Origin of the sequence: Komagataeibacter xylinus (genome assembly GCF_031081985.1) — a bacterium.
GTDB classification, from domain to species: Bacteria; Pseudomonadota; Alphaproteobacteria; order Acetobacterales; family Acetobacteraceae; genus Komagataeibacter; species Komagataeibacter xylinus_E.
Map to the genome: position 1 here is coordinate 144,874 of NZ_JARWSK010000004.1, position 24,370 is coordinate 169,243.

At 63.5% G+C, this 24,370-nt stretch carries 19 protein-coding genes and 1 other RNA gene; 15 read left to right on the forward strand and 5 right to left on the reverse strand.

Annotated elements, in window-relative coordinates; all coding sequences use genetic code 11:
* Positions 1 to 259 precede the first annotated feature (259 nt).
* The 6 genes from QEG70_RS08845 to QEG70_RS08870 all read left to right on the forward strand — a co-directional run bounded on the left by QEG70_RS08845 (position 260) and on the right by QEG70_RS08870 (position 7,315).
* Positions 260 to 904 carry a gluconate 2-dehydrogenase subunit 3 family protein gene (locus tag QEG70_RS08845; protein ID WP_308720352.1) on the forward strand — a complete coding sequence of 215 codons (645 nt, stop codon included), beginning with the start codon at positions 260 to 262 and terminating at the stop codon, positions 902 to 904.
* Entirely contained in the window at positions 901 to 2,688 is a 1,788-nt protein-coding gene (locus QEG70_RS08850) for a GMC family oxidoreductase (protein ID WP_308720353.1), read from the forward strand. Before QEG70_RS08845 ends, QEG70_RS08850 begins: the two co-directional genes overlap by 4 nt.
* Entirely contained in the window at positions 2,685 to 4,031 is a 1,347-nt protein-coding gene (locus tag QEG70_RS08855) for a c-type cytochrome (protein WP_374762577.1), read from the forward strand. Before QEG70_RS08850 ends, QEG70_RS08855 begins: the two co-directional genes overlap by 4 nt.
* A 97-nt stretch (positions 4,032 to 4,128) precedes the next feature.
* Positions 4,129 to 5,322, forward strand: a complete 1,194-nt coding sequence (locus QEG70_RS08860; protein ID WP_308720576.1) for an L-dopachrome tautomerase-related protein — start codon at positions 4,129 to 4,131, stop codon at positions 5,320 to 5,322.
* Between the two features lie 44 nt (positions 5,323 to 5,366).
* Positions 5,367 to 6,443, forward strand: coding sequence for a quinone-dependent dihydroorotate dehydrogenase (locus tag QEG70_RS08865; RefSeq protein WP_308720355.1), 1,077 nt, complete (start codon positions 5,367 to 5,369; stop codon positions 6,441 to 6,443).
* A complete protein-coding gene (locus QEG70_RS08870; protein ID WP_308720356.1) occupies positions 6,440 to 7,315 on the forward strand; it encodes a TIGR01459 family HAD-type hydrolase in 876 nt (291 codons plus the stop codon). The genes QEG70_RS08865 and QEG70_RS08870 overlap by 4 nt, the downstream gene beginning before the upstream one ends.
* An 87-nt stretch (positions 7,316 to 7,402) precedes the next feature.
* Here QEG70_RS08870 and QEG70_RS08875 read toward each other — a convergent pair whose 3' ends face one another.
* On the reverse strand, positions 7,403 to 8,512 hold the full coding sequence (locus tag QEG70_RS08875; protein WP_308720357.1) for a pyridoxal phosphate-dependent aminotransferase: 1,110 nt from the start codon (positions 8,510 to 8,512) through the stop codon (positions 7,403 to 7,405).
* 167 nt (positions 8,513 to 8,679) lie between these two features.
* Between QEG70_RS08875 and QEG70_RS08880 the strand changes: the two genes are divergently transcribed.
* The gene (locus QEG70_RS08880; protein WP_308720358.1) at positions 8,680 to 11,304 is read left to right on the forward strand and encodes a TonB-dependent receptor plug domain-containing protein; all 2,625 of its coding nucleotides are present in this window, start codon (positions 8,680 to 8,682) and stop codon (positions 11,302 to 11,304) included.
* 151 nt (positions 11,305 to 11,455) lie between these two features.
* Here the strand turns inward: QEG70_RS08880 and QEG70_RS08885 are convergent, their stop codons facing one another.
* A complete protein-coding gene (locus QEG70_RS08885; RefSeq protein ID WP_308720359.1) occupies positions 11,456 to 12,040 on the reverse strand; it encodes a YqgE/AlgH family protein in 585 nt (194 codons plus the stop codon).
* A 129-nt stretch (positions 12,041 to 12,169) separates the two neighbouring features.
* Here QEG70_RS08885 and QEG70_RS08890 point away from each other — a divergent pair, with 129 nt between their 5' ends.
* The 3 genes from QEG70_RS08890 to QEG70_RS08900 are packed head-to-tail and all read left to right on the forward strand — an operon-like array spanning position 12,170 to position 14,499.
* A complete protein-coding gene (locus QEG70_RS08890) occupies positions 12,170 to 12,928 on the forward strand; it encodes an SDR family NAD(P)-dependent oxidoreductase (protein WP_308720360.1) in 759 nt (252 codons plus the stop codon).
* Positions 12,929 to 12,930: 2 nt separating this feature from the next.
* Complete coding sequence (locus QEG70_RS08895) at positions 12,931 to 13,857, forward strand: PPK2 family polyphosphate kinase (protein ID WP_308720361.1); 927 nt, start codon at positions 12,931 to 12,933, stop codon at positions 13,855 to 13,857.
* Between the two features lie 57 nt (positions 13,858 to 13,914).
* Complete coding sequence (locus tag QEG70_RS08900; RefSeq protein ID WP_308720362.1) at positions 13,915 to 14,499, forward strand: hypothetical protein; 585 nt, start codon at positions 13,915 to 13,917, stop codon at positions 14,497 to 14,499.
* An 81-nt stretch (positions 14,500 to 14,580) separates the two neighbouring features.
* Here the strand turns inward: QEG70_RS08900 and QEG70_RS08905 are convergent, their stop codons facing one another.
* The 3 genes from QEG70_RS08905 to clpS all read right to left on the reverse strand — a co-directional run bounded on the left by QEG70_RS08905 (position 14,581) and on the right by clpS (position 17,984).
* On the reverse strand, positions 14,581 to 14,910 hold the full coding sequence (locus QEG70_RS08905; RefSeq protein WP_130730363.1) for a YnfA family protein: 330 nt from the start codon (positions 14,908 to 14,910) through the stop codon (positions 14,581 to 14,583).
* A 150-nt stretch (positions 14,911 to 15,060) separates the two neighbouring features.
* A complete protein-coding gene (gene clpA / locus QEG70_RS08910; RefSeq protein ID WP_308720363.1) occupies positions 15,061 to 17,391 on the reverse strand; it encodes an ATP-dependent Clp protease ATP-binding subunit ClpA in 2,331 nt (776 codons plus the stop codon).
* A gap of 161 nt (positions 17,392 to 17,552) precedes the next feature.
* Entirely contained in the window at positions 17,553 to 17,984 is a 432-nt protein-coding gene (gene clpS / locus QEG70_RS08915; protein ID WP_308720364.1) for an ATP-dependent Clp protease adapter ClpS, read from the reverse strand.
* 261 nt (positions 17,985 to 18,245) lie between these two features.
* Here clpS and QEG70_RS08920 point away from each other — a divergent pair, with 261 nt between their 5' ends.
* The 5 genes from QEG70_RS08920 to QEG70_RS08940 all read left to right on the forward strand — a co-directional run bounded on the left by QEG70_RS08920 (position 18,246) and on the right by QEG70_RS08940 (position 24,366).
* Positions 18,246 to 19,373 (forward strand): D-alanyl-D-alanine carboxypeptidase family protein, encoded by a 1,128-nt coding sequence (locus tag QEG70_RS08920; protein WP_308720365.1) that lies wholly within the window; start codon positions 18,246 to 18,248, stop codon positions 19,371 to 19,373.
* A 135-nt stretch (positions 19,374 to 19,508) separates the two neighbouring features.
* Complete coding sequence (map, locus tag QEG70_RS08925) at positions 19,509 to 20,315, forward strand: type I methionyl aminopeptidase (RefSeq protein WP_308720366.1); 807 nt, start codon at positions 19,509 to 19,511, stop codon at positions 20,313 to 20,315.
* A gap of 52 nt (positions 20,316 to 20,367) precedes the next feature.
* A complete protein-coding gene (gene ggt, locus QEG70_RS08930; RefSeq protein ID WP_308720367.1) occupies positions 20,368 to 22,143 on the forward strand; it encodes a gamma-glutamyltransferase in 1,776 nt (591 codons plus the stop codon).
* A 61-nt stretch (positions 22,144 to 22,204) separates the two neighbouring features.
* An RNA gene (gene ffs / locus QEG70_RS08935) (signal recognition particle sRNA small type) lies at positions 22,205 to 22,299 on the forward strand.
* A 69-nt stretch (positions 22,300 to 22,368) separates the two neighbouring features.
* Entirely contained in the window at positions 22,369 to 24,366 is a 1,998-nt protein-coding gene (locus tag QEG70_RS08940) for a DNA polymerase III subunit gamma/tau (RefSeq protein WP_308720368.1), read from the forward strand.
* Positions 24,367 to 24,370 lie beyond the last annotated feature (4 nt).

Genomic DNA, 24,370 nt, shown 5'->3' on the forward strand with positions numbered 1-24,370 from the left:
GCGGCATAAAGGCGCTGGTTTTTGCAAAAGACTGACCGCAAACCTTATCAAGGCGGCCCTTGCCTGTAGCATGGTGGGCTTGCATTAACCCCCGGATCATTTTTTCTTGCATTAAGGGAAATCGTGCAAAAGGCTCTAGGCAGCCTGTCCCCGCTTGCGGATAACGTGAGGACAGAGAAGCGATAGAAGCATGGTGTCAGGGAGAAGGCAGTTTTTGGGTATCAACGGTTCAGGGTTCATCTCATCGCGACGGCGGTTCATGCAGGGGCTGGCAGGTGTCGCCGCCTGCAGCACGGTTTCAGGCACGGGGGCGGCTGCTCCGCCCAGGCCATACACGCCGGTTTTCTTTAACGCGGCGGAATGGAATTTTCTTCTTGCCGCCTGTGACCGCCTGATCCCGGCTGATGCCAATGGTCCCGGAGCCCTTGCGCTGAACGTGCCCCGCTTCATCGACCAGCAGATGACCATGCCCTACGCACAGGGCGCGCAGTGGTACATGGCCGCCCCTTTCGTGCAGGGACCGGATAACCTCGGCTACCAGTTGCCCTACCCCCCGCGTGACCTGTACCGGCACGGCATTGCGGGTATGAACGCGCATGCGGCCACCCGCCATGCCAGGCCCTTCGCAGCCCTTGCGCCCGATGTGCAGGATGACCTGCTGCGGGCTGCCGAAGGCGGCAAGCTGGTGTTTGGCGATGTGCCATCTGCCGCGTTTTTCGACCAGCTTCTGGCCAATGTGATGGAAGGCGCGTTCAGCGACCCCATCCACGGCGGCAATACCGGCCTTGGCGGCTGGGCCATGCTGGGCTTTCCCGGCGCGCGGGCCGATTTCATGGACTGGGTGGATCGCTACGGGGTGCATTACCCGCTGGGCAGTGTCTCCATAACCGGAGAGACGGCATGAGTGATGACGCACGCAGGCTCAAGCCGGTTGACGTGGTGGTGGTGGGCGGCGGCTGGGCCGGGTCCATCATGGCCAAGGAGATGACCGAGGCCGGGCGCACGGTGGTCATGCTCGAACGCGGGCCGGACCGCAGCACGGCGGGGGAGGGGGCATACCCGGCCTCCATCGACGAGCTTGAGGGCAATTTCCGCTACAAACTGTTCCAGGATCTCTCCAAAAGCACGGTCACTATCCGCAATAACGCCAGCCAGACGGCGCTGCCCTACCGGCGCATGGCGGCCTTTTTGCCGGGCGAGGGCGTGGGCGGCGCGGGGCTGCACTGGTCGGGCGTGCATTTTCGTATGCCCCCTGATGACCTGCGCCTGCGCTCGCGCGTGATCGAGAAATATGGCGCCAAATTCATCCCCGAAGGCATGAACCTTCAGGATTACGGCGTGACCTATGAGGAACTCGAACCGTTTTTTGACAAGGCGGAGAAAGTATTCGGCACTTCGGGCGAGGCGTATAAGGTGAATGGCCAGGTGGTGGGGCAGGGCAATGTGTTCTCGCCCTCGCGCTCGGATCATTTCCCCCTGCCGCCGCTCAAGGATGTCTATACCGCCCACCTGTTTCGCAAGGCGGCGGCGGAAGTGGGGTTCCATCCGTATTCGCTGCCTGCGGCCAATGCCTCGCAGCAATATACCAACCCGTATGGCGTGCAGATGGGGCCGTGCAATTTCTGCGGTTATTGCAGTGGCTATGCCTGTTACATGTATTCCAAGGCGTCGCCCAACGTGAACATCCTGCCGGTGCTGCGCCGCCACCCGCTGTTTGAACTGCGTGCCAACTGCCATGTGCTCAGGGTGGAGCGCGACAGCACGGGCAAACGCGCCACGGGTGTGACCTATACCGATGCCGAGGGCAAGGTGGTGACCCAGCCTGCGGAAATGGTGATCCTGACCGCCTTCCAGTTTCATAACGTGCGGCTGATGCTGCTTTCGGGCATTGGCAAACCCTATGACCCGGTCAGGAACGAAGGCGTGGTGGGGCGCAATTTCGTTTACCAGAACGTGACCACCAGCGTGGTGTGGCTCGACCCCAAGGTAGAGACCAACCAGTATATCGGCGCAGGCGGTGGCGGCGTTGCGTTTGATGACTTCAATAGCGAGAACTTTGACCACGGGCCGCTCGGCTTCGTGGGCGGTTCGCCGGTCTGGGTCAACCAGGCGGGCGTCAAGGCCATTGCGGGGGCGCATTCCGGCGGCCCGCCGGGCACGCCGCGCTGGGGCAGTGCGTGGAAGGCAGGCATGATCGACACCTATCGCCATTCGCTGCGTATCGATGCGCATGGCGCGAACATGGCCTACCGTGATGTCTATCTCGACCTCGACCCGACATGGAAGGATGCCTACGGCCAGCCGCTGCTGCGCATGACATTCGACTGGAAAGACAATGACATCCGCATGAACCGCTACGTGGTGGACAAGATCGGCAACGTGGCCAAGGCCATGGGCGCGCGCAATGTGCATCTGGGCATGCGTGAATTCGGCAAGCCGTTCGATACGCGCCAGTACCAGACCACCCATCTGGGCGGTGGCGCCGTAATGGGCACGGACCCGCAGACAAGTGCGCTTAACCGCTACATGCAGTCATGGGATGTGCATAATGTGTTCGTAATCGGGGCCAACGCCTTCCCGCAGGGCACGGGTTACAACCCCACCGGCATGGTCGCGGCGCTGGCCTATTGGGCGGCGTACCACATCCGCACCACCTACCTTGCCCATCCCGGCCCGCTGGCCGGATGAGGGGCGTGTGGAAATCCGGGCTGCGCCCCCTGGCGGCGGCCCTGCTGGTCTTGTCGGCTTTCGGTATTCAGGCTGCGCGGGCGCAGGATGCCGCGCCACAGGCGGAACTGGTCACGCGCGGGGAATACGTGGCGGAGGCTGCGGATTGCGCCGCCTGCCACACCGTGCCCGGCGGCGCGCCCTTTGCAGGGGGCATGGCCTTTCACCTGCCTACCGGCACGCTGTACGCGCCCAACATCACGCCGGATGCAAATGCGGGGATCGGCCAGTATTCCGAGGCCGAATTCATCCGCGCCATCCGTCAGGGCATCCGCCGCGACGGGGCCACGCTGTACCCGGCCATGCCCTATCCCTCCTACGCCCGCATGACCGATGAGGACCTGCATGCGCTCTATGCCTATTTCATGCATGGCGTCAGGCCGGTTTCCACGCCGGTGGTGCAGGATGGCATGCACTGGCCGCTGTCCATGCGCTGGCCGCTCACGGTATGGCGCAGGCTGTTCGCGCCGGACCCGGCGGTAACATTGCAGGGGGCCACGGCCCGCACCTTCCCCGACCCGGTGGTGGCGCGCGGGGCATATCTGGTCGAGGGACCAGGCCATTGCGGGGCCTGCCATACGCCCCGCGCCGTGACCATGCAGGAAAAGGCCCTGACGGCGGAGGATGGTCCGCTCTACCTGTCTGGCGGCGGGTCGGTTGATGGCTGGCGGCCCGTCAGCCTGCGCGGTGAGAACCGCACCGGGCTTGGGCGGTGGAGCGAGCAGGACATCGTGCGCTTTCTGGCCACGGGGCGCATGCCGCTCGGTGCGGCCTTTGGCGGCATGACCGATGCCATCAACCACGGCACCCAGCACATGACGGCCGATGACCAGCTTGCCATTGCCCGCTACCTCAAGACCCTCTCGCCCACCACGCCTGCTCAGGCGCCGGGCTGGGCGTATGACCCTGCCGCCACCAACGCCCTGCGCGCGGGTGATGTGAGCGCACGCGGCGCGCGGCATTACGTGGATAGCTGTGCCGCCTGTCATCGCACCGACGGGCGCGGCTACCCAACCACCTTCCCGCCGCTGGCGGGCAACCCGGTGGTGATGGACCCGACACCGGATTCGCTCATCCGCATCGTGCTGGAGGGCAATACGCTGCGGGCGACGAAGCAGGCGCCTTCCGCCTTTGTCATGCCCGGCTTTGCCGCCCGCATGGATGATGCGGCGGTGGCCGATACCGTAAGCTTCATTCGTGCGGCATGGGGCAATGACGCGCCTGCGGTGGGTGCGGCTGACGTGGCGCGCATCCGGCGCAGCCTGTCGCCGGAACACCCGCCCGCCTCGCTGCCCATGAACTGATTGTGAACGCCATGCGGCGCGTGGCGCGATTGCCCTTGCCGCCCGGACTTGCATCAATGGATGCCTGCCGCACAAACCGGGGGAAAGACCAATGACCATGCATCGGCGTGACCTGTTCGGGGCTGCACTCCTGCTGGCGGGGGCAGCACCCATGGCCCGGGCCGCCCAGCCCGCGCAGGAGGCGACCAATCACGACCATGGCGCAACCCCGGAAGGCCCGTTCGAGATCGTGGCCCGTTTCGATGGCCCCGGCCCGTCGGGCATTGCGCTCACGGGCGGGCGGGTGTTCGTGGGCTTTCCGCGCCATGCGGTCAACCACACGGGGGCGACGCTGGCTGAACTGAAAAATGGCCGGTTGTATCCCTATCCCGATGCCGCGACATCCATGCCATCGGACCGCCCGCCTGCCACCCGCCTCATGTCCATCCACGGCATGACCACCGATGCGAAGGGGCGGTTATGGGCCATTGATGATGGCAAGCTGGCGGGCCAGCCCCTCGCGCCGGGGGCAGCCAAGGTGATCGGCATCGACCCCGTTACCAATCGCATCTTCGCCAATATCGTGCTGACCGCGCCCACGCTTTTGCCGGATAGCCACATGAACGATTTGCGCGTGGACCTTACACACGGGCCGCAGGGCACGGTGTTCATCACCGATTCCTCGTTTGGCCACTCGCCTGCCCTCGTGGTGGTGGACGTGGCGAGCGGGCGGCAGCGCCGGGTGCTGGCAAGCCACCCGTCCATTCAGGCCGAACACCCCTTCATGGCGGTGGTGGAGGGGCGGCCGCTGGTGTTTGACCCGCCTGCGCACAAGCCTGCTTTCGTATCAGGTGGGGTGGATGGCATTACGCTCTCGCCCGATAGCGCCACGCTGTATTACAGCCCGCTGACCAGCCGGCGGCTGTACAGCATTCCCACTGGCCTGCTGGCCGATTTTGACAAAACTGATGCGCAGCTTGCCGCAGGCATCCGTGATCTGGGCGAAAAAGGCGTGGCCGACGGGCTGGCCACTGATGCGCAGGGCCGGATCTACACCACCAATTTCGAGCATGACGCCATCTTCCGCCGCAATACCGATGGCTCGTTCGACACCATGGTGCGTGACCCGCGCGTGCTCTCGCCTGATGGCATTTTTGTTGATGGCAACATGGTTTACTGCACGCTGGGCCAGTGGAACCGCCTTGCAGGCTTCAATGGCGGCCATGACCTGCGTGTGCCGCCCTATTACCTGATCCGTTTCCCTACCGATGCGCCCGCGGCCTTCGATGCCGCAAAGCCCGCACCCGGCTAGTTCCCCCTTTCCCCCGGCGCTGAATTGCGGCAACAATCGCGGCCATGAATATTATGTCGCGCATGATCCTGCCCCTGATGCGGCGCCTGGAACCCGAGGCCGCCCATCATATCGCCCTTGATGCCTTGCAACTTGGCCTTGGCGGCGTCTCCTGCCCCGGCAATGATGACCCGGCGCTGTCCGTCCGCGCCATGGGGCTGCGCTTTCCCAACCCCATTGGCATGGCGGCGGGCTTTGACAAGAATGCCGTGGTGGTGCGCCCGCTCACCCGCGCGGGCTTCGGCTTTGTCGAGGCTGGTACCGTCACGCCGCGCCCGCAGCCCGGCAATCCGCAGCCGCGCCTGTTCCGCCTGACCGAAGACCGCGCCATCATCAACCGCATGGGCTTCAACAACCAGGGCATCGACCGCTTTGCCGTGCGCATGGCGCGCCTGCATCGCGTGTCCTCGCCGCGCCGCACGCCCGGCGCGCAGGTGCCGGTGGGGGCCAACCTTGGTATCAACAAGGTGGGCGCCGACCCCGAGCGCGATTACCCCATGCTGGTGGGGCGGGTTAAGCATTATGCCGACTACATCGTTATCAACCTGTCCTCGCCCAACACGCCGGGGCTGCGCGACCTGCTTGAGGCATCAAGGCTCAAGGGCATTCTGGATGCCATCAACGCCGCCCACCCCGAGCGCCCGCCGCTTCTGGTCAAGATCTCGCCCGATATCGCGCATGATGATGTCGAAGCCGTGGTCGAGGCTGCCATTGCCGGTGGCGCGCAGGGGCTGATCGTGTCCAACACCACCATCTCGCGCCCCGCCGGGCTGCTCAGCCCTTATGCTACCGAGACCGGGGGCCTGTCAGGACGCCCGCTGCGCCCGCTGGCACAGGACATGCTGACCCGCGTGGCAAAGGTGGCGGCAGGCCGCGTGGCGCTGGTGGCCAGCGGCGGGATCGAAACCGGCGTGGACATCCTCGACCGGGTCAAGGCAGGGGCGGATCTTGTGCAGATCTATACGGCCTATGTGTATGAAGGACCGGGAATCCTCAAGCGCCTGAAGGCCGAGACCCTGCGCGCCCTGCGTGCCGAAGGCTTCGAGACGCTGGCCGACGCCAAGGGAGCCGTCCTTAAATGAAATGGCATGATGGCCTGTCCGGCCTGAGCCATGACTATGATGGCTACATCCTCGATCTGTGGGGCGTGGTGCACAATGGCGTCGCCCCTTATCCCGGCGTGCTGGAATGCCTGCAATGCCTGCGCGAGGCGGGCAGGCGGGTCGTCCTGCTCTCCAACGCGCCGCGTCGCACCGCTACGGTGGAGCCGGGCCTGCGCCGCATGGGCATCAGTGCTGACCTGTATGACGGCATCATGACCAGTGGCGAGTGCACGCACGGCATGCTGGCCGCCCGCACCGACCCGTGGTTTGCGGGTCTTGGCCGCCGTATGGTCCATCTTGGCCCCGACAAGGATGTTGATGTCTATGCCGGGCTGGACCTTGATGTGGTCAGCGACCCGGCACAGGCCGATTTCGTGCTCAATACCGGGCCGGACGCCGAACTGGGCGAGGAGGAAATTGACCCCTACCTGCCCATGCTGGAGCAGTGCGCGGCCCACAGCCTGCCCATGATCTGCGCCAACCCCGACCAGCAGGTCATCCGCGGCAGCCAGCGCCTGATCTGCGCGGGTGCGATGGCAAGCTGGTATGAAAGCCGCAACCGCCCCGTGCGCTGGATCGGCAAGCCCTACCCGGAAGTGTACGCGCTGGCTTTATCGCTGCTCGATGTGCCACGCGAGCGCGTGCTGGCGCTGGGCGATGCACTGGCCACCGACATGCGCGGGGCGGCTACGGCAGACATTGACGGCTGCTGGGTGCTGGGCGGCATTCATCAGGAAATGCTGGGCGGAAGCTGGGAGCACGGTCGCAACCCTGATTACGACCTTGCGGTGGCGGAAGCGCGTGCGGCAGGGCTTGCCCCCGTGGCCTGCGTGCCCTCGCTCCGCTGGTAATCGCTGCCTCGTATGGCCAACGCCACGCCGGCCTTCATGCTGCCGGATCGCACGGGTGTTTTCGCTCGGTGAGCAGCCTGCGCCGCCTCAGGTCTTGGGCACTTCCTTGAGGGCAAGGGGAAGGGCGTGCCCGAACATGGCCAGTTCGGCAGGAGTGGCGGTTCCCACCCGGATCCATGTCTGATAGGCAGGCGCGTCAAAAACACGGATATCGATATTGTGTTGCGCCAGCGCCTGTTCCATCAGCCTGGCGGGGCGTCCGGTATTTACATACACGAACGTGCCGTGGCTCCTCAGATAGGACAGGCCATTTTTTTCGCAGATATCATAGATCATCTGGCGGCAGTTTTTCAGGTAGGCGATCGCGCCGTCAAGGTAGTGTCTGTCCCCCAGTGAGGCGACGGCTGCGGCAAAGCCTGCCTGATTGCGCGATGTCGTGGTCAGGCTGTAAAGCTGCCTGACGCGGGGGGGCTGCGCCAGGATGTAGCCGATCCGTAATCCCGCCAGTCCATATACCTTGGAGAACGTGCGCGCCACGATCACATCGTGCCCGGAATGGACAAGGGGGGCAACGGTCATGCCGTTTGCATCGGGCAGCAGTTCGAAATAGGCCTCATCCACAATAACCGGGACCGTTTTTGAAACATCCCGGCAGAATGCCAGAAGTTCCTGATGCCTGAGCATATGCCCTGTCGGGTTGTTGGGGTTGCAGATATACACCAGGGCGGTCTGGGGTGTTATGGCGCGGCGCATGGCTTGCAGGTCGATCGCATGCGCCGAAAGCGGCACATACCGTATGGCCACCCCCCGGCGCTGCGCATAATTCAGGTGTGTGGCATAGGTTGGCTGGGGGGCAAGAATGTGCCCGGCGCGCCCGATATCGGTTGAAAGCAGCGAAAGTGCATCAAGCGAGCCATTGGACAGGGCGACCTTCTCACGTTCAAGATTTTCCTGCTGGCCAATCCGGTCGCGCAGAAGATGCTCATCCTCAACATAATAGGGCGCCAGCGGCACGCAGCCCGCAATGGCGGTGCGTGCGGCAGGCGAGGGGCCAAACGGGTTTTCCGTTACATTCAGGCGCGCCCGTGCCGGTAGGGGTTCTTCCGCCGCCCTGGCGGGGTGGACCACACCGGCCCACAAGGCGGAGGTGAGCAGGCTGGCAGACTGGATGATGGAGCGCCGGTTCAGATGCAGCATGATGGTCCGTGTAAGCATAAGATTGAATAGTTTATTATATGAACTCGCTAAAATAGAATATGAAATAAATAAGAATAAATTTTCATCATAACTTAACTTTAAAAGAATCTAACATTTTCGATAAGGGGCTTGCGTTCGGTTTCAATAATTTGTCCCTGGAAATACTCATGGCAATCAGAAAAGCCTTTCTATTTTCGACAGCAATCACTTTTGGTATGGTAGTGGACGCAACCGTTTCTTATGCGGCGCCACTTGTGGATGAGCACAAGCCTGACAGTAACAGGCGTGGAAAAAACCCTGTCGTGAAAGGCACGAAATCTGGCGGGAAGCCGGTTGAGGGCACAAATGCTCCGGCCAGCAGCAGTGAAACCCTGATTGTAACAGGCACCCATGCTGTCAATCGCAAGGCGCAGCAGAGCACATCGCCCGTTACGGTCCTGTCCGCCGCAACGCTGCGGCGTTCGGGGCAGTTGAACCTGGCCGATGCACTGACGCGCACCTATGCCTCGATCAATGTCAGTGCCATGGGCAATGATGCCGGCGCACTGACATCCGCCATTCGCATGCGTGGCCTCAACCCCAACGAGGTTCTGGTGCTGGTGGATGGAAAACGCCGCCATACCACGGCAAACATCTATGCCGATGCCGGGCCGGACTTTGGCGCGACACCGGTTGACCTGAACATGATCCCGGCTGCCGCCATCGACCATATCGAAGTGCTGGAAGACGGGGCCGCCGCGCTGTACGGGTCGGACGCCATCGCGGGCGTGGTCAACATCATTACCAAAAAAACAAATCATGGCCTGAACATGAGCGCCCAGACAGGCGCAAACGCCTATAATGGCGATGGCTGGCAGTACCAGACCAGCGTTGATGGCGGCCTGTCGCTTGGTGGCGATGGCTACCTGCACCTGAGCGGGCAGGTGTACCATACCGACCATATGGCCCCCTATACTGAAGACCATCGCCTGATGGGCTATGCGCCTGCGGGGGCAGCGACCTCGCTTTATACCGGATCGGTTTCCGTTCCCAAGAACTCCAACAAGGTCATGAGCACGCCAGAGGAAACGCGTGAAAACCTGAGCATTGCCTTTGGCAAGACACTGGCGGAGGGCATACAGGGTTACGGGCTGATTACCTACGCCCATCGCCATGCCGAAGCCTATGAAAACTACCGTCCGCCCAACACGCTGCCTTCTGTCTATCCCTCCGGTTTCTCGCCCATCGAAACGATGGAGGAGAATGACTATGCCGCCACCCTGGGGCTGAAGGGTGATAACTTCTTCAAATTCGCCTGGGACATCAGCACGACATATGGCGCGGATGAAGACAAGATCGGTGACAAGAACAGCGTGAATGCGGGCATGCTGAGCAGCAAGTGCATTGCACGCAGCAGCAACCCCACCAGCACCAGCGCTTATGTTTCAACCGATGGGTGCGGCTGGTCGCCCACCAGCACGCGGGCCGAAAGCTACCGCATGGCGCAATGGACCAACACGGCCGATTTCAGGCGCAATTTCAAAACCGGTTTTGCCACCCCCACCACCATTGCCTTTGGCGCCGAGCACAGGCTTGAAACCTATGAGATAACGGCAGGCACCCCGCCATCCTACGAGGCCGGTGGCATGGCGGGCTATGTTGGCCTTAGCCCGCACAACGCTGGCAGCTGGAGCCGTGATATCTGGGCAGGTTACATTGACGGCGATTTTCATCCGCTCAGGCACTGGGATGTCGATTTTGCCGGACGCTTCGAGCACTATACCGATGTGGGCAACACCGAAAACGGCAAGGTATCCACGCGCTATGACATTACGCGACGCATTGCGGTGCGTGGCACCATAAGCAACGGCTTCCGCGCGCCCACCCTGGCCGAGCAGCATTTCAGCGCCATCAATGTCGGTGCCTCGACCGTGTCGGGGCTGTTGCCTGTCAGTTCGGGGGCCGCACGCTCGCTTGGTGCCTCCCCCCTCAAGCCTGAACGTTCGACCAACGCAAGCGCCGGCATCGTGCTGGAGCCGATCAATGGGTTCCATGTCGAGGCCGATGTCTACCAGATCAACATCCGCGACCGCATCATCGCCGGCGGGTCCGTCAACGGGCCTACGGCCATTAACGCCGTGCAGCAGCTTGGCTTCGTGCTGCCAGCCGGGCTCGACCCCAATGCGGTCAGCACCTACTATTTTGCCAATGGGGCCAGCACGCGCACGCAGGGCTTTGATCTCAAGGCCAGTTACCTGCTGCACATGCACCGTTACGGCAACCTGAACCTTTCCGCTTCGCTGGACCTGAACCGTACCCGCCTGAGCCATGTGGCCGCCACCATGGTCAATGGCGTGAGCACGCCACTGCTTAATGCCGCAACAGCGAGCTACATCACCACTGCCTATCCGCGCAGCAAGCTGATCCTCAATGCTTACTGGACGATCGGAAAGTGGGATGTAAACATACGCCAGACCCGCTATGGCCAGACCACGGACATGCTGGCCTATCAGGACTGGACCCCTTCCAGCGCCCAGTGCGTATCCAACGGCATGACCACTGCGCTGCGTTACTCCAACACCTGTTTCGCGCAGTTCAACAATACCCCGCGCTGGCTGACAGACCTCGAAATAGGCTACAGCGTCACGCCGCACCTGCATGTTACCGTCGGGGCAAACAATGTCTTCAATATCCGTCCCCGCATGGTAAACCCGCTGAACAATAATTATGGCGCCCGGATCTATGATGCCAATTCAGCACAGGTACCCATGACGGGCGGCTATTACTATGGCCGTATTGACGCACGTTTCTGAATTTTTCTACCATGACTGACAGGGCCGGGAGCAGGGACTGCTTCCGGCCTGTTGGCGTTATCATGCCGTCCCGGCACCTTGTCGTGGCCGGGCAGGGGGGGCGTAGGCGCAGGTGCCTGCCGCCGCCTCTGTGAAAAGCGCTGCGTCCTGCTCAGGCGTGGCCCACCGCGCCGGTAAACCACGCCGGGTCAATGCGCACGCTGGCCAGCGCCTGCCGCCATTTGGCGTTATGGTCCGGGCCAAACACGATGGCCTCGGTCGCCGGGGCGGAAACCCAGGCATTGTGGCGCAGCATCTCCTCTTCAAGCTGGCCTGCCTCCCAGCTTGCATGGCCCATGGCCAGCATGGCGTGGGCCGGCCCGTTGCCATCGGCAATGTCACGCAGCACGTCAAGGCTGGCGGTCAGCGTCGTGCTGCCATCCACCGGCAGGCTGCCATCGCCGCTCCAGTCCGATGTGTGCAGCACGAAACCGCGCCCGTTATCCATCGGCCCGCCTGCGCACAGGTTGATGCGGCGGCGGGGCGGCACGGGTGCAATGCCGAGCTGTTCAAGTACATCATCAAGCACGGGTTGCGACAGCCTGCGGTTGACGACCAGCCCCATCGCCCCATCCTCGGGCGTATGGGCGCACAGATAGATGACACTGCGCGCGAAGGCGGGGTCGGTCAGGGCAGGGGTTGCCACCAGCAGGTGACCGGTCAGGCTACGGCCTGGAGATGTCGCGAAGGAAGCCATACACCACCATAGAACCGGATTTGCCCTCTTTTGCAACCATTTCAGCTTCGGGTTGTATGGTTCATTGCCCCCATGACGGGAGGCGATTGATATGCAAGGCTGACCACCGACACAGCAGGAGAAAAGACCATGAAGCAGATTGCACTGGTAACGGGGGCTACGGCCGGATTCGGCAAGGCAATCGCCACGCGGCTCGTGCGTGATGGCTACCGCGTCATTGCCACCGGCCGCAGGCGCGAACGCCTTGATGCGCTGGCGGCTGAACTCGGGCCGGACCTGTTGGCCTTTGAGCTGGACATGACCGATGCGGCAGCCATCGCCGCCCTGCCGGGCAGCCTGCCCGAGGGCTGGCGCGATGTGGATGTGCTGGTCAATAACGCGGGTCTCGCCCTGGGCATGGAAAAGGCGCAGGAGGCGGATCTGGCCAACTGGCAGACCATGATCAGCACCAACGTGACCGGCATGGTCGAACTGACGCGCGTGCTGCTGCCGGGCATGGTGGCGCGCGACCGGGGGCATGTGGTGACGCTGGGCAGCACGGCGGGCATCTACCCCTATACGGGTGGCAATGTGTATGGCGCGACCAAGGCGTTCGTGCGCCAGTTCACCCGCAACCTGCGCTGCGACCTGCTGGGCCACAACGTGCGCGTGACCAATATCGAGCCGGGCCTGTGTGGCGGCAGCGAGTTCAGCACCGTGCGCCTGCGCGACCCGGCCAAGGCAGCGGCGGTGTATGAAGGCACCCACCCCCTGCTGCCCGAGGACATCGCCGAGACCCTGTCCTGGATCATTGCGCTGCCGCGTCATGTCAATATCAACGAGGTGGAGATGATGCCGACCTGTCAGGCGGCTGGTGGCCTCGCGGTGGCGCGGGGCATGAAGGATTGAGCATGGCCCGCAAGAAAACGACCACAAATACCCTCGCACGCCGTTTCAGCGTGCATAACGGCAAGGGGTTCTCCCTTGCCGACTGCCCCACCCGCGCCGCAGAGGCCTGCGGGCTGGACAAGAAAACCGGCAAGCACCTGCTCAAGGAGCGCATCCGCTACCTCTCGCAGCTACAGGCCCTGCTATACGCCAACAACACATGGTCGGTGCTGGTCGTGCTGCAGGCGCTTGACGCTGGCGGCAAGGATGGCGTGATCAAGCATGTCATGTCGGGCATCAACCCGCAGGGGGTCAGTGTCTCGTCCTTCAAGCAGCCCGGCCCGGTCGAGCTGGCGCATGGCTATCTGTGGCGCGAGCACATGGTGGCGCCTGCCGCTGGCCGCATCGGCATCTTCAACCGCAGCCATTATGAAGAGGTGCTCGTCACCCGTGTGCACCCCGAACTGCTCGAGCATGAATGCCTGCCGCTGAGCCTGCGCCGCAAGCCCACCTTCTGGCAGGACCGTTACGAGGACATCAGCAGTTTCGAGCGCTACATGGCCCGTCAGGGTACGATCGTGCTGAAATTCTTCCTGCACCTTTCAAAGGAGGAGCAGCGCCTGCGCTTTTTGCAGCGCATCAAGCACCGCGCCAAGAACTGGAAATTCTCGCCTGCCGATATTCATGAGCGCCAGTACTGGGATGACTACCAGAACGCCTATGAGGAAGCGATCCGCCATACGGCCCACCCCGATGCGCCCTGGTTTGTCGTGCCTGCTGACCAGAAATGGTTCGAGCGCCTGGTCGTGATCGAGGCGATCATCGACGCGCTGGAGAAGCTGCACCTGAAAATGCCCGCCATGGACCCCGCCATGGAGGCGGATATGGAAAAGGCCCGCAGGCAGCTTGAGGCGGAAGCCCCCCGGCCCGTGCGTAACCCCGTTCATTGACGCCGCCGCCCGCGCACCGCAAAAGATTGTGATCTTTTGGAAAGGGAGAACACTCAGATGGCGGCAATGCGCTGGCAGCGATGCGTGATGATGGGGCTCGGGGCGGTCGTGGCCCTGCAGATGGGGGGCATGACACCTGCCCATGCGCGCCATCACCACCACCGGCATGAAGAGTCGCGTGATGAAACGCAGGACACACAGGGCGGGCAAGGCGGGTATGAGGGCAGCAGTTCACGCCCGCAGCCCATTGCCAGCCCCGTGCCCGAGGCGTGCGATGACGGCAAATTCCTTGCCGACCTTCAGGCTGCGGAAGGCAGCAGCAGCGAAGCCCATGCCGACCGGGTCGAGCATGTGTGCGGGAAGGTCATTGCCGTTTCGGCCTCCAAGCGCACGCGCAGCGGCCTGCACGGGTATTTTTATGTTGATGTCGGGCATGGCGTGTCCATCCGCATCGTGTCGGATCTGGACCGCATGTCCGCGCCCGCATGGCCGTGGGTGGCCAAGGGTGACCAGGCTGATGTGCTGGGCCGTTATTATTATGACAACGCCCGCAGCCAAGGCATTGACTGGACCCATCACGGCACCGGGCGGAGCTGGCCGGTTGAAGGCTATGTGAGCGTCAACGGCACCCGTTATCAGTAAAAGGTTTTCCGGATGCCGCCTTTTCAAAAAGGCGGCGTTCTTTCGAAGCTTTTTGAAAAAAGCTTCACCAGAAACTTCTGCTCAGGGATGGGCGCGCGGGGCGAGCAGGATCAGTGCAGCCCCCGCAAGGCAGATTGCAGCGCCGAGTATGTCCCACCGGTCAGGCGGCAGCCCTTCGACCAGCCAGGACCACACCAGGCTGGCCACGATGTACACACCGCCATAAATGGCATAGGCCCGGCCCGCATTGTCAGCGGGGCTGAAGGTCAGCAACCATGCAAACAGCACCAGCGACAGGCAGCCCGGCACCAGCACGAGCGGCGAGCGGCCAAGGCGCATCCAGGCCCAGAAACAGAAACAGCCGCCAATTTCGGCAAACGCTGCGGGAATGTAGATGGCGGCGGTCAGCATGGCACCCTTACAGGAAACAATCAGAAGTTTTTGGTAAAGCTTTTTTCAAAAAGCTTTGAAAGAAGCAGCCTTTTTGAAAAAGGCAGCACCCCTAAAAAAACAGGAGCCATTTCTGGCTCCTGTCTTGTTCTCAGGCTGGGTGGATAACCTTCAGTCAGCGGCTTCGGCTTCGCGGGTGCTGTCGCCTTCATCACCCTCGGTGGAATCACTTTCCACCTGCGAGATGTATTCAAAGTCAAGCTTGCCATCCTTGAGCGTGATCTTGGCCACCCCGCCCTTGGTCAGCTTGCCGAACAAGAGTTCCTCGGCCAGCGGCTTCTTGATGTTTTCCTGAATGACACGGCCCAGCGGGCGCGCGCCATACAGGCGGTCGTAACCGCGTTCTGCCAGCCATTCCCGCGCGGCGGACGAGATCTCGATCATCACGTTGCGATCGGCCAGCTGGGCCTCAAGCTGGAAGATGAACTTCTCCACCACCCGGTCCACCACATGCGGCGACAGGTTGGCGAACGGGATGATCGCATCAAGCCGGTTGCGGAACTCCGGCGTGAACAGGCGCTTGATCGCATCCTCGTCCTCGCCTTCGCGACTGGTGCGGCCAAAGCCGATGGCCTCCTTGCTCAGGTCGGCAGCCCCCGCGTTCGTGGTCATGATCAGCACCACGTTGCGGAAATCGACCGTCTTGCCGTTATGGTCGGTCAGCCGCCCATGGTCCATCACCTGCAGCAACACGTTATACAGGTCCTGATGCGCCTTCTCGATTTCATCAAGCAGCAGGACCGCATGCGGGTGCTGGTCGATGGCATCGGTCAGCAGGCCACCCTGGTCAAAACCGACATAGCCCGGCGGCGCGCCGATCAGCCGCGAGATCGAATGCCGCTCCATGTATTCCGACATGTCGAAACGGATCAGCTCGATGCCCAGCGTTGCCGCAAGCTGCTTGGCCACTTCCGTCTTGCCCACGCCGGTAGGGCCGGAGAAGAGGTAGTTGCCAATCGGCTTTTCCGGGTCGCGCAGCCCCGCGCGGGACAGCTTGATCGCCGCCGTCAGGGCCTCGATCGCCTTGTCCTGCCCGTAGACCATGCCCTTGAGGTCACGCTCGAGCGAACGCAGGGTTTCCTTGTCGTCCGACGAGACGCTCTTGGGCGGGATGCGGGCGATCTTCGCCACGATGTCTTCCACATCCTTCAGCGTCACGGTCTTGCGGCGGCGGTTCTCGGGCACCAGCATGCGCGAGGCGCCCACCTCGTCAATCACGTCGATGGCCTTGTCGGGCAGCTTGCGGTCGTGGATGTATTTGGCGGCGAGTTCCACCGCCCCACGGATCGCATCATCGGTGTAGCGCACCTTGTGGTGCTTCTCGTAATTGACCTTGAGGCCGCGCAGGATCTTGACCGCATCCTCGACCGAAGGCTCCGCCACGTCGATCTTCTGGAACCGGCGCACGAGTGCGCGGTCCTTCTCGAAGTGCTGGCGGTATTCCTTGTAGGTGGTGGACCCCATGCAGCGCAGCGTGCCTGCGGCCAGCGCGGGCTTGAGCAGGTTGGAGGCATCCATCGCCCCGCCCGAGGTGGCACCCGCGCCAATCACGGTGTGGATCTCGTCAATGAACAGGATCGAGCCGGGATTGTTGTCGAGTTCGGTCACGACCGCCTTCAGCCGCTCCTCGAAGTCACCACGGTAGCGGGTGCCGGCAAGCAGCGCGCCCATGTCGAGCGAGTAGATGGTGGCGTTGAGCAGCACTTCAGGCACGTCGCCTTCAACGATGCGCTTGGCCAGCCCCTCGGCAATGGCGGTCTTGCCTACGCCGGGGTCGCCCACATAGAGCGGGTTGTTCTTGGTGCGGCGGCACAGGATCTGGATCGTGCGCTCGATTTCAGAGTCGCGGCCGATCAGCGGGTCGACCTTGCCTTCCTGCGCCTTGTCATTGAGGTTGGTGCAGTAGGTGGACAGCGCATCCTGGTTCTTCTGCCCGGTCTTGCCGCGTTCCTCGCTCTCGCCGCCTTCGGGCGGGCTGCCCGCCACGGGGCGGCGCGTCGAGCGGTCGGGTGCCTTGGCAATGCCGTGGGAGATGAAGTTGACCGCGTCCAGCCGGGTCATGTCCTGCAACTGCAGGAAATACACGGCATGGCTCTCGCGCTCGGCAAACAGGGCCACGAGCACGTTGGCCCCGGTCACCTCGTCGCGCCCGGTGGACTGCACGTGAATGGCCGCGCGCTGGATCACGCGCTGGAAGGCGGCAGTGGGCTTGGGGTCAACGGTGCGGTCAGCCGCCAGCCCTGCCAGATCCTTGTCGAGAAAGTCGGTCAGGTCGGTGCGCAGCTTGTTCAGGTCGACCCCGCAGGCGCGGAACACCGTTACGGCATCCGGGTCGTCGATCAGGGCGAGGAGGAGGTGTTCAAGCGTTGCGTATTCGTGCCGGCGGTCGCCGGCCAGTGTCAGCGCACGGTGAAGCGTCTGTTCAAGATTACGTGACAACATGCCGAGACGCTCCTTTTCCAAGAGGGGCCACCAGGGCCCCGGAGATCATAACCGGTAAGCCAGGACAATCCTTGCCCTGTTGCGATGGAAATGCCAGCACAAAATGCCATGGAACGCGATCGGGTCGCGACGGGGGCGGGAAGATGCGCTTGCGCGTGGGCTCAGTCCTTTTCAATCGTGCATTGCAGCGGGTGCTGGTTCTGGCGCGCGAGGTCCATCACCTGTGTTACCTTGGTTTCGGCAACCTCGTACGTAAAGACCCCGCACACGCCCACGCCACGTTTGTGAACGTGGAGCATGATGTCGGTCGCTTCCTCGCGGTTTTTCTGGAAAAAGCGCTCGAGCACATGCACCACGAATTCCATGGGCGTGTAGTCGTCATTGAGCATCAGCACCTTGTACATTGCCGGCTTGCGGGTCTGTGGCCGGGTGCGGATGACCACGTCGATCATGCCGTCATCATTGCCCGGCGGCGAGTCCTGCCCGCCGTTACGGCGTGGGGGCGTATTGCCGCCATGCCCATGCGGGCGCGGTCTGTCCGCGCGAGGTGGGTGCGCGGGGTGGGGCAGGGAAGCGTGAGCAATAGCAGACATGACAGGTACCATATTGGAACTTTGCGGCCAGTTGAAAGGGGCGCGCGCCGGGGCGCCGGGATTTTTTTGCATGTGCCCCTGGTTCCCCTGCATTCACGTTTATGGAATGGCAAGGATATAAATACGCTCTGGACGAATAGAAAACCTTTCTTTTAGAATGGTTGCAGCCAAGCAACCCGTGAATGGATGGAGGGGTGACGGGTAACGCCCGTGCGCCCGAAGCCGTATGATGATCATTGCACGCGCAGGTTTCACCATCTCATGAGCCGTTTATCCACTACCTGTTTTTCCCGCCTCGGGGTTACTGCCACCGTGGGGCTGTGTGTCGGCCTTGGGGGCATGCACGCGGCAAGGGCACAATATGTGGGGCAGGTCAGCTCCATCGTGGTGGATGCCCGCACCGGGGCCGTGCTGTCGCAGCAGGATTCGGACCTGCGCCGCTACCCCGCCAGCCTTACCAAGCTGATGACGCTCTACCTTGCTTTCAAGGCCGTGCGCTCGGGGCAGGTTGCATTCAATCAGGAAATTCCGGTCTCGATCCATGCCGCCTCGATGGAGCCATCAAGGCTTGGCCTGCGTCCGGGGTCGCAGCTTACGGTGGAGCAGGCAGTGCTCGCGCTGGTCACCAAGTCCGCCAATGATGCGGCCTGCGCGTTGGGCGAGTTCCTTGGCGGTGGCGACGAGACCCGCTTCGCCGCGATGATGACGCGCGAGGCCGGCAGGCTGGGCATGTATGATACCGTGTTCCGCAACGCATCGGGCCTGCCCAACCCCGAGCAGATGACATCGGCGCGTGACCTCGCCACCCTGGCGCGCCACCTGATCGTGGATTATGGCGAGTACTACCATTACTTTGCGGTGCCCGGCTTCTATTTTCACGGGCATGACGTGCCCAACCATGACCCGATGCTTGGCGCCTATCCCGGCGCCGATGGCCTCAAGACCGGTTATACCGATGAGGCGGGGCATAACCTCGTGACCTCCGCCGTGCGCGACAACGTGCGCCTGATCGGCGTGGTGATGGGGGCGAAGTCCAACACGCGGCGCAATACCACCATGGCCGCCCTGCTCGATGCCAGTTTCGATGCCGAGGGCGTGGCCCCCGTGGCGCGTCCCGCCATGCGGCCGCTGCTGCTGGCGCGTGCGGGCGGCAGGTCGGTTGCCGGGCGCCATGGCATGACGCTGGCCTCAGCCCGCCTGAGGGGCACGACGGCGGATGAAGTGGCCGAGGCCCCGGCCATTCCCGCCTCTTACACCCGCATCCGGCGCGGGCATGGCACGGTGGTGCATGTACATCCCGCACCGGCGCCTGTGCATGCCCATGTGCATCTGGTCAGCATGGGGCATGTGGCGCACACCACGCATGCGCGCGCCAAGTCACGAAGCTGACAGCACGCGCCGCAGGGTATAGAAGGCACGATTATCCATCCGGCGTGGCTGGCAGGCGGGTCAGGCGTGTTCCTGTTGTCCCTCTCATGACTGCGGGCGGGTGGTCATGCACAGATGACAGGAAAGGTTAGCGGCATGGAAGGCGATATGCACGGCGGCGCGGTAAAGATTCACACGCCGGAAGATTTCGTGGGCATGCGGGCGGCAGGCCAGCTTGCCGCCCGCACGCTCGACATGATCACCCCGCATGTGCGCGAGGGTGTGACCACGGCGGAACTTGACCGCCTGATCCATGATTACATGGTTGCCAATGGCGCGGTGCCCGCCACGCTGGGCTATCGCGGCTATCCGGCCTCAAGCTGCATTTCGATCAATCATGTCGTCTGTCACGGCATTCCGGGCGAAAAGACGCTGAAGGATGGCGACATCCTCAACATTGACGTGACCGTCATCCTTGATGGCTGGTACGGTGATACGAGCCGGATGTACACCGTGGGCAAGGTCAAGCTGCGCGCGCAGAAGCTGATCGAGGCAACCTACGAATCCCTCATGCTGGCCATTGATGCCGTGCGCCCCGGCGCCACGCTGGGCGATATCGGGCATATTATCCAGACCTATGCCGAGGCGCGGCGCTTTTCGGTGGTGCGCGATTTCTGCGGGCATGGAATCGGGCGTACCTTCCACGCGCCGCCCAACGTGCTGCATTACGGCAACCCTGGCGAGGACCTGGTGCTGCGTCCGGGCATGTTCTTCACCATCGAGCCCATGCTCAATATCGGCCGCCCGGATGTGAAGATCCTTGAAGACGGATGGACCGCCGTCACCCGCGACCGCTCGCTGTCCGCCCAGTTCGAGCACATGATGGGCGTGACAGAAGACGGGTGCGAGGTCTTTACCCTCTCGCCCGCAGGCTATACCTGTCCGCCTTACACGCAGGCCTGATGCACCACCCGTAAGGGCCAGACACGCCCGCAAGACCCAAAAGGAAACGCCCATGCCTTCTGCCCGTGGCCTGCACTATCGCGCGCTTCTTCTTTCATGCCTTGTCGCCGCCCTGCCGGTGGCGGGGCAGGCCGCGGTGGTGGACCCGCTGGCATTTGAAAATACGCAGGGCGGCCAGGCCATCGGCATGGCCCCCACGCCGGGGCACAATGGCATGGTGGTCGTGGCACAGGACCTGGCTGCGCATGTGGGGGCCGATATCCTCGCGCGCGGCGGCAACGCGGTCGATGCCGCCGTTGCGGTGGGCTACGCCATGGCGGTGGTCTATCCCGCTGCGGGTAATATTGGCGGCGGAGGGTTCATGACCCTGCGCCTGCCGGACGGGCAGGCCACTTTCATCGATTTTCGTGAGCATGCGCCAGGGGCGGCCACGGCCACCATGTATCAGGATGCAGCGGGCCACGTCATTGCCGATGCGTCCACCAAGGGGTGGAAAGCCGTTGCCATTCCCGGCACCGTGGCGGGGCTGGAACAGGTGCATGACAGGTGGGGCAAGCTGCCGCGCGCCGATGTGATGGCGCCCGCCATAACGCTGGCGCGTGACGGCTTCATCCTCAAGCCCAGCGATGTGGACCTGCTGCATACCTCCACGGCGGCTTTTGCCAAAGATCCTTATGCCAGCAAGATATTCCTGCACCCCGATGGCACGCCGCTCATGGCGGGCGAGCGGCTGGTGCAGTCTGACCTGGCCCGCACGCTCGAGCGGATCGCGCGCAAGGGGGCCAGCGGCTTTTATGAAGGGCCGGTGGCAAAAGAGATTGTCAGAAGCAGCGAGAAGGGCGGCGGCATCCTGTCGCGCAGGGATTTTGCCAGTTACCACACCCGCATGATGGCGCCGCTGACCTGCGAGTACCGCGGCTATCATATTGATACCGCACCACCCCCAAGCGGCGGCGGTGTGGCGCTGTGCGAGATGCTCAACATCCTGTCGGGCTACGACATGCACGCGCTCGGCCTGCACACGGCCGCAAGCGTGCAGCGCGAGGTCGAGGCCATGCGCCACGCCTATGCCGACCGGCAGGACCTTGGCGACCCCGCCTTCGTCAATAACCCGATCAGCCACCTGACCGATCCGGGTTACGCGGCACAGGTGCGCCAGTACCTGCCGCTCAACCATGCTGTTTCTTCCGCCAGCCTGCGCCCCGGCCAGCCTGAAGGCGAGAAGGAGGAAACCACGCATTATTCCATCGCCGACCAGTCGGGCATGACGGTGGCGGTGACCTATACGCTCAATGGCTGGTTTGGCGCGGGCGTGGTGGCGGGCGGCACCGGCGTGGTCATGAATGACGAGATGGATGATTTCGCCACCCGGCCGGGCGAGCCGAACATGTTCGGCATCGTGGGCAGCCAGGCCAATGCCATAGCGCCCGGCAAGACGCCGCTCTCCTCCATGGCGCCGACCATCATCTCGCATGATGGCCAGCCTGCCATGGTGCTTGGCAGCCCCGGTGGCTCGCGTATTCCCACCATCGTCCTGTCGGTGCTGACCGGCATGGTCGATTACGGGCTCGACGTGCAGCAGGCGGTCGACCTGCCGCGCATCCATGAACAGTGGCAGCCCGATGTGGTGCAGGTGGAGCACGGGGCGCTGTCGCCCGCAGTCATCCGCACGCTCACCCATGAAGGCTACAGGGTGGAAGAGCACGCGCCGTGGGGTGTCGCCGAGAGCATCCTTGTCGGTGGTCCGCGCATCGGCAAGGCGGGGCAGGCGCGTTATTATGGCGGGGCCGACCTGCGCCACCAGTCCGGTGCGGCTGTAGGGGAATAAGCGTGATTTTTTCATCCAGCCCCTTGTGCATGGGGCGGGTGTATGTGTTAGAACCCGCTCGGGAGATCGGTTGTAGACGGATACCTTGCTAACCTGGTCAGGTCCGGAAGGAAGCAGCCGTAGTGAGTTTCGTCCGGGTTATGGCCGGTCTTTCATCTGAAACAAGTTTGTGTGTCGCCATCGCGCTGCGTACGTCATGGCCACTTCTCCAGCCCGGATGCATCAATGACCGTTTCGTCGGATCAGGATCGTTCCGAGGAGGCCGGGCTGCCTGCACCGCCCGCAGATGGCCCCGGCCTGTTTGGTGACGCCCCGCCGCCACCGGCGCCGCCCGCCGTGGCGGATGCAGCACCCGCCGCACCCTACCGCGTGCTGGCCCGCAAATATCGCCCCACCACATTTGATGACCTGATCGGCCAGGAAACTACTGTCCGCATCCTGCGCAACGCCTTTGCGCTCGGGCGCGTGGCGCATGCCTTCATGCTGACCGGCGTGCGTGGCGTGGGCAAGACCACCACGGCACGCATCATTGCCCGCGCGCTCAACTGCACCGGGCCTGATGGCAGGGGCGGCCCCACGGCGGACCCGTGCGGCGTATGCCCCAACTGCGTGGCCATTCTCGCCGACCGCCACCCCGATGTGCTGGAGATGGATGCCGCCTCGCGCACCGGCGTGGATGACGTGCGCGAAATCATCGAGGCGACCCGCTTCCGCCCCATGCAGGGGCGCATGAAGGTCTTCATCATCGATGAGGTCCACATGCTCTCGCGCAACGCGTTCAACGCGCTGCTCAAGACGCTGGAGGAACCGCCGGCGCAGGTCACCTTCATCTTCGCCACGACCGAATTGCGCAAGGTGCCGGTCACGGTGCTGTCGCGGTGCCAGACCTTCGCGCTGCGCCGCGTGCCGCAGGTGGAGCTTGCCGCCCATTTCGACCGCGTGGCCCGGGCCGAAAACGTCACTTTCACCCCCGATGCGCTGGCCCTGATCGCGCGCGCTGCCGACGGCTCGGTGCGCGATGGGCTGTCGCTGCTCGATCAGGCCATAGCCCAGGGCACGCTTGATGGCGAGGGCGGCACGGACGCCGCCCCCATCGGGCTGGACCTCGTGGCGGGCATGCTGGGCCTGGCCGATCGTGGGCTGGTGTTCGACTTGCTCGATGCCGTGCTCGAAGGCCGCCCCGAACGCGCGCTGGCCATTACCGGCGATGTGTATGAGCGTGGCAGCGATCTGGGCGTGATGCTGGGCGATGTGCTGGAACTGGTGCACACCGTCTCGCGCCTCAAGGCCATTCCCGCCCTGCGTGACAACCCCGAGATGCCCGAGGCCGAGCGCAGGCGCGGTTCTGCCCTGGCCGAGCGCGTGCCGGTGCCGGTGCTGGGCCGCACATGGCAGATGTTGCTCAAGGGCGTGGCTGAAGTCGAGCAGGCGCCAGACCGCAGGCAGGCCGCCGAGATGGTGCTGATCCGCCTGTGCTACGTGGCCGACCTGCCGCCGCCGGGTGATGTGGTGCGTCGCGTGCTGGGGCAGGATGCCTCGGCGGCACCCGTGCAGGCTTCGCCTTCGTCTGCCGCGCCCACGGGCGGCGGGGTGCAGGCAGGCGCATCCGCCAGTGTCACGGCGGGGCCTGATGGTGGTGGCAGCACGATCCGCATGGTGGCCAATGGCGGCGTGCGGGTTGATGTCGCGCCGCAGCACGCGCCCGATATGGGCCGGGTGGAGGAAACGGAGCTTGCGCCCGCACCCCGCACGTGGCGCGAGACCCTGGCCCTTGTGTCGGGGCGTGACGCCATGCTGCACGGCCATCTTTACCATGCGGTGCATCTTGTCGCGTTTGAGCCGCCGCTGATCACGATCCGGGTGGAGCGCAACAGCCTGCCCGGCCTGGCCCGGCGGCTCGAAACCTTCCTGCGCGAGATGACGGGCGATGCCACCTGGCAGGTCCGCCAGTCCGAGGAGGAAGGCGAGGCCACGATTGCAGAGCAGGGGGCCGAGATCATCGAGTTGCACCGCGCGCAGGCCGAGGCCCATCCGCTGGTGCAGGCGGTGCTTGCGGTCTTTCCCACCGCCCGGCTCGGCGCCGTGACCGACCACGCGCTTGATGATTACGGCCTGCCGCCAGAAGAGCTTGCGCTGGAAAGTCTGGCGCCGGATCTCGAATTCGCCCCTCTTGATGCCGATCTGGTAGAAGAGGACGATCTGGATGCAGATGATTTTGCCTGAGGAG

Excerpts from the sequence above, each read along its gene's own strand:
- QEG70_RS08895 (WP_308720361.1), top strand. The coding sequence starts at position 12,931 with ATGGCCCGCAAGAAAACGACCACAAATACCCTCGCACGCCGTTTCAGC.
- QEG70_RS08860 (WP_308720576.1), top strand. The coding sequence starts at position 4,129 with ATGCATCGGCGTGACCTGTTCGGGGCTGCACTCCTGCTGGCGGGGGCA.
- QEG70_RS08875 (WP_308720357.1), bottom strand. The coding sequence starts at position 8,512 with ATGCTGCATCTGAACCGGCGCTCCATCATCCAGTCTGCCAGCCTGCTC.
- clpS (WP_308720364.1), bottom strand. The coding sequence starts at position 17,984 with ATGTCTGCTATTGCTCACGCTTCCCTGCCCCACCCCGCGCACCCACCT.
- QEG70_RS08920 (WP_308720365.1), top strand. The coding sequence starts at position 18,246 with ATGAGCCGTTTATCCACTACCTGTTTTTCCCGCCTCGGGGTTACTGCC.
- QEG70_RS08845 (WP_308720352.1), top strand. The coding sequence starts at position 260 with ATGCAGGGGCTGGCAGGTGTCGCCGCCTGCAGCACGGTTTCAGGCACG.
- QEG70_RS08885 (WP_308720359.1), bottom strand. The coding sequence starts at position 12,040 with ATGGCTTCCTTCGCGACATCTCCAGGCCGTAGCCTGACCGGTCACCTG.
- QEG70_RS08850 (WP_308720353.1), top strand. The coding sequence starts at position 901 with ATGAGTGATGACGCACGCAGGCTCAAGCCGGTTGACGTGGTGGTGGTG.
- QEG70_RS08855 (WP_374762577.1), top strand. The coding sequence starts at position 2,685 with ATGAGGGGCGTGTGGAAATCCGGGCTGCGCCCCCTGGCGGCGGCCCTG.
- QEG70_RS08870 (WP_308720356.1), top strand. The coding sequence starts at position 6,440 with ATGAAATGGCATGATGGCCTGTCCGGCCTGAGCCATGACTATGATGGC.
- QEG70_RS08940 (WP_308720368.1), top strand. The coding sequence starts at position 22,369 with ATGACCGTTTCGTCGGATCAGGATCGTTCCGAGGAGGCCGGGCTGCCT.
- clpA (WP_308720363.1), bottom strand. The coding sequence starts at position 17,391 with ATGTTGTCACGTAATCTTGAACAGACGCTTCACCGTGCGCTGACACTG.
- QEG70_RS08865 (WP_308720355.1), top strand. The coding sequence starts at position 5,367 with ATGAATATTATGTCGCGCATGATCCTGCCCCTGATGCGGCGCCTGGAA.
- QEG70_RS08880 (WP_308720358.1), top strand. The coding sequence starts at position 8,680 with ATGGCAATCAGAAAAGCCTTTCTATTTTCGACAGCAATCACTTTTGGT.
- QEG70_RS08890 (WP_308720360.1), top strand. The coding sequence starts at position 12,170 with ATGAAGCAGATTGCACTGGTAACGGGGGCTACGGCCGGATTCGGCAAG.
- map (WP_308720366.1), top strand. The coding sequence starts at position 19,509 with ATGGAAGGCGATATGCACGGCGGCGCGGTAAAGATTCACACGCCGGAA.
- ggt (WP_308720367.1), top strand. The coding sequence starts at position 20,368 with ATGCCTTCTGCCCGTGGCCTGCACTATCGCGCGCTTCTTCTTTCATGC.
- QEG70_RS08905 (WP_130730363.1), bottom strand. The coding sequence starts at position 14,910 with ATGCTGACCGCCGCCATCTACATTCCCGCAGCGTTTGCCGAAATTGGC.
- QEG70_RS08900 (WP_308720362.1), top strand. The coding sequence starts at position 13,915 with ATGGCGGCAATGCGCTGGCAGCGATGCGTGATGATGGGGCTCGGGGCG.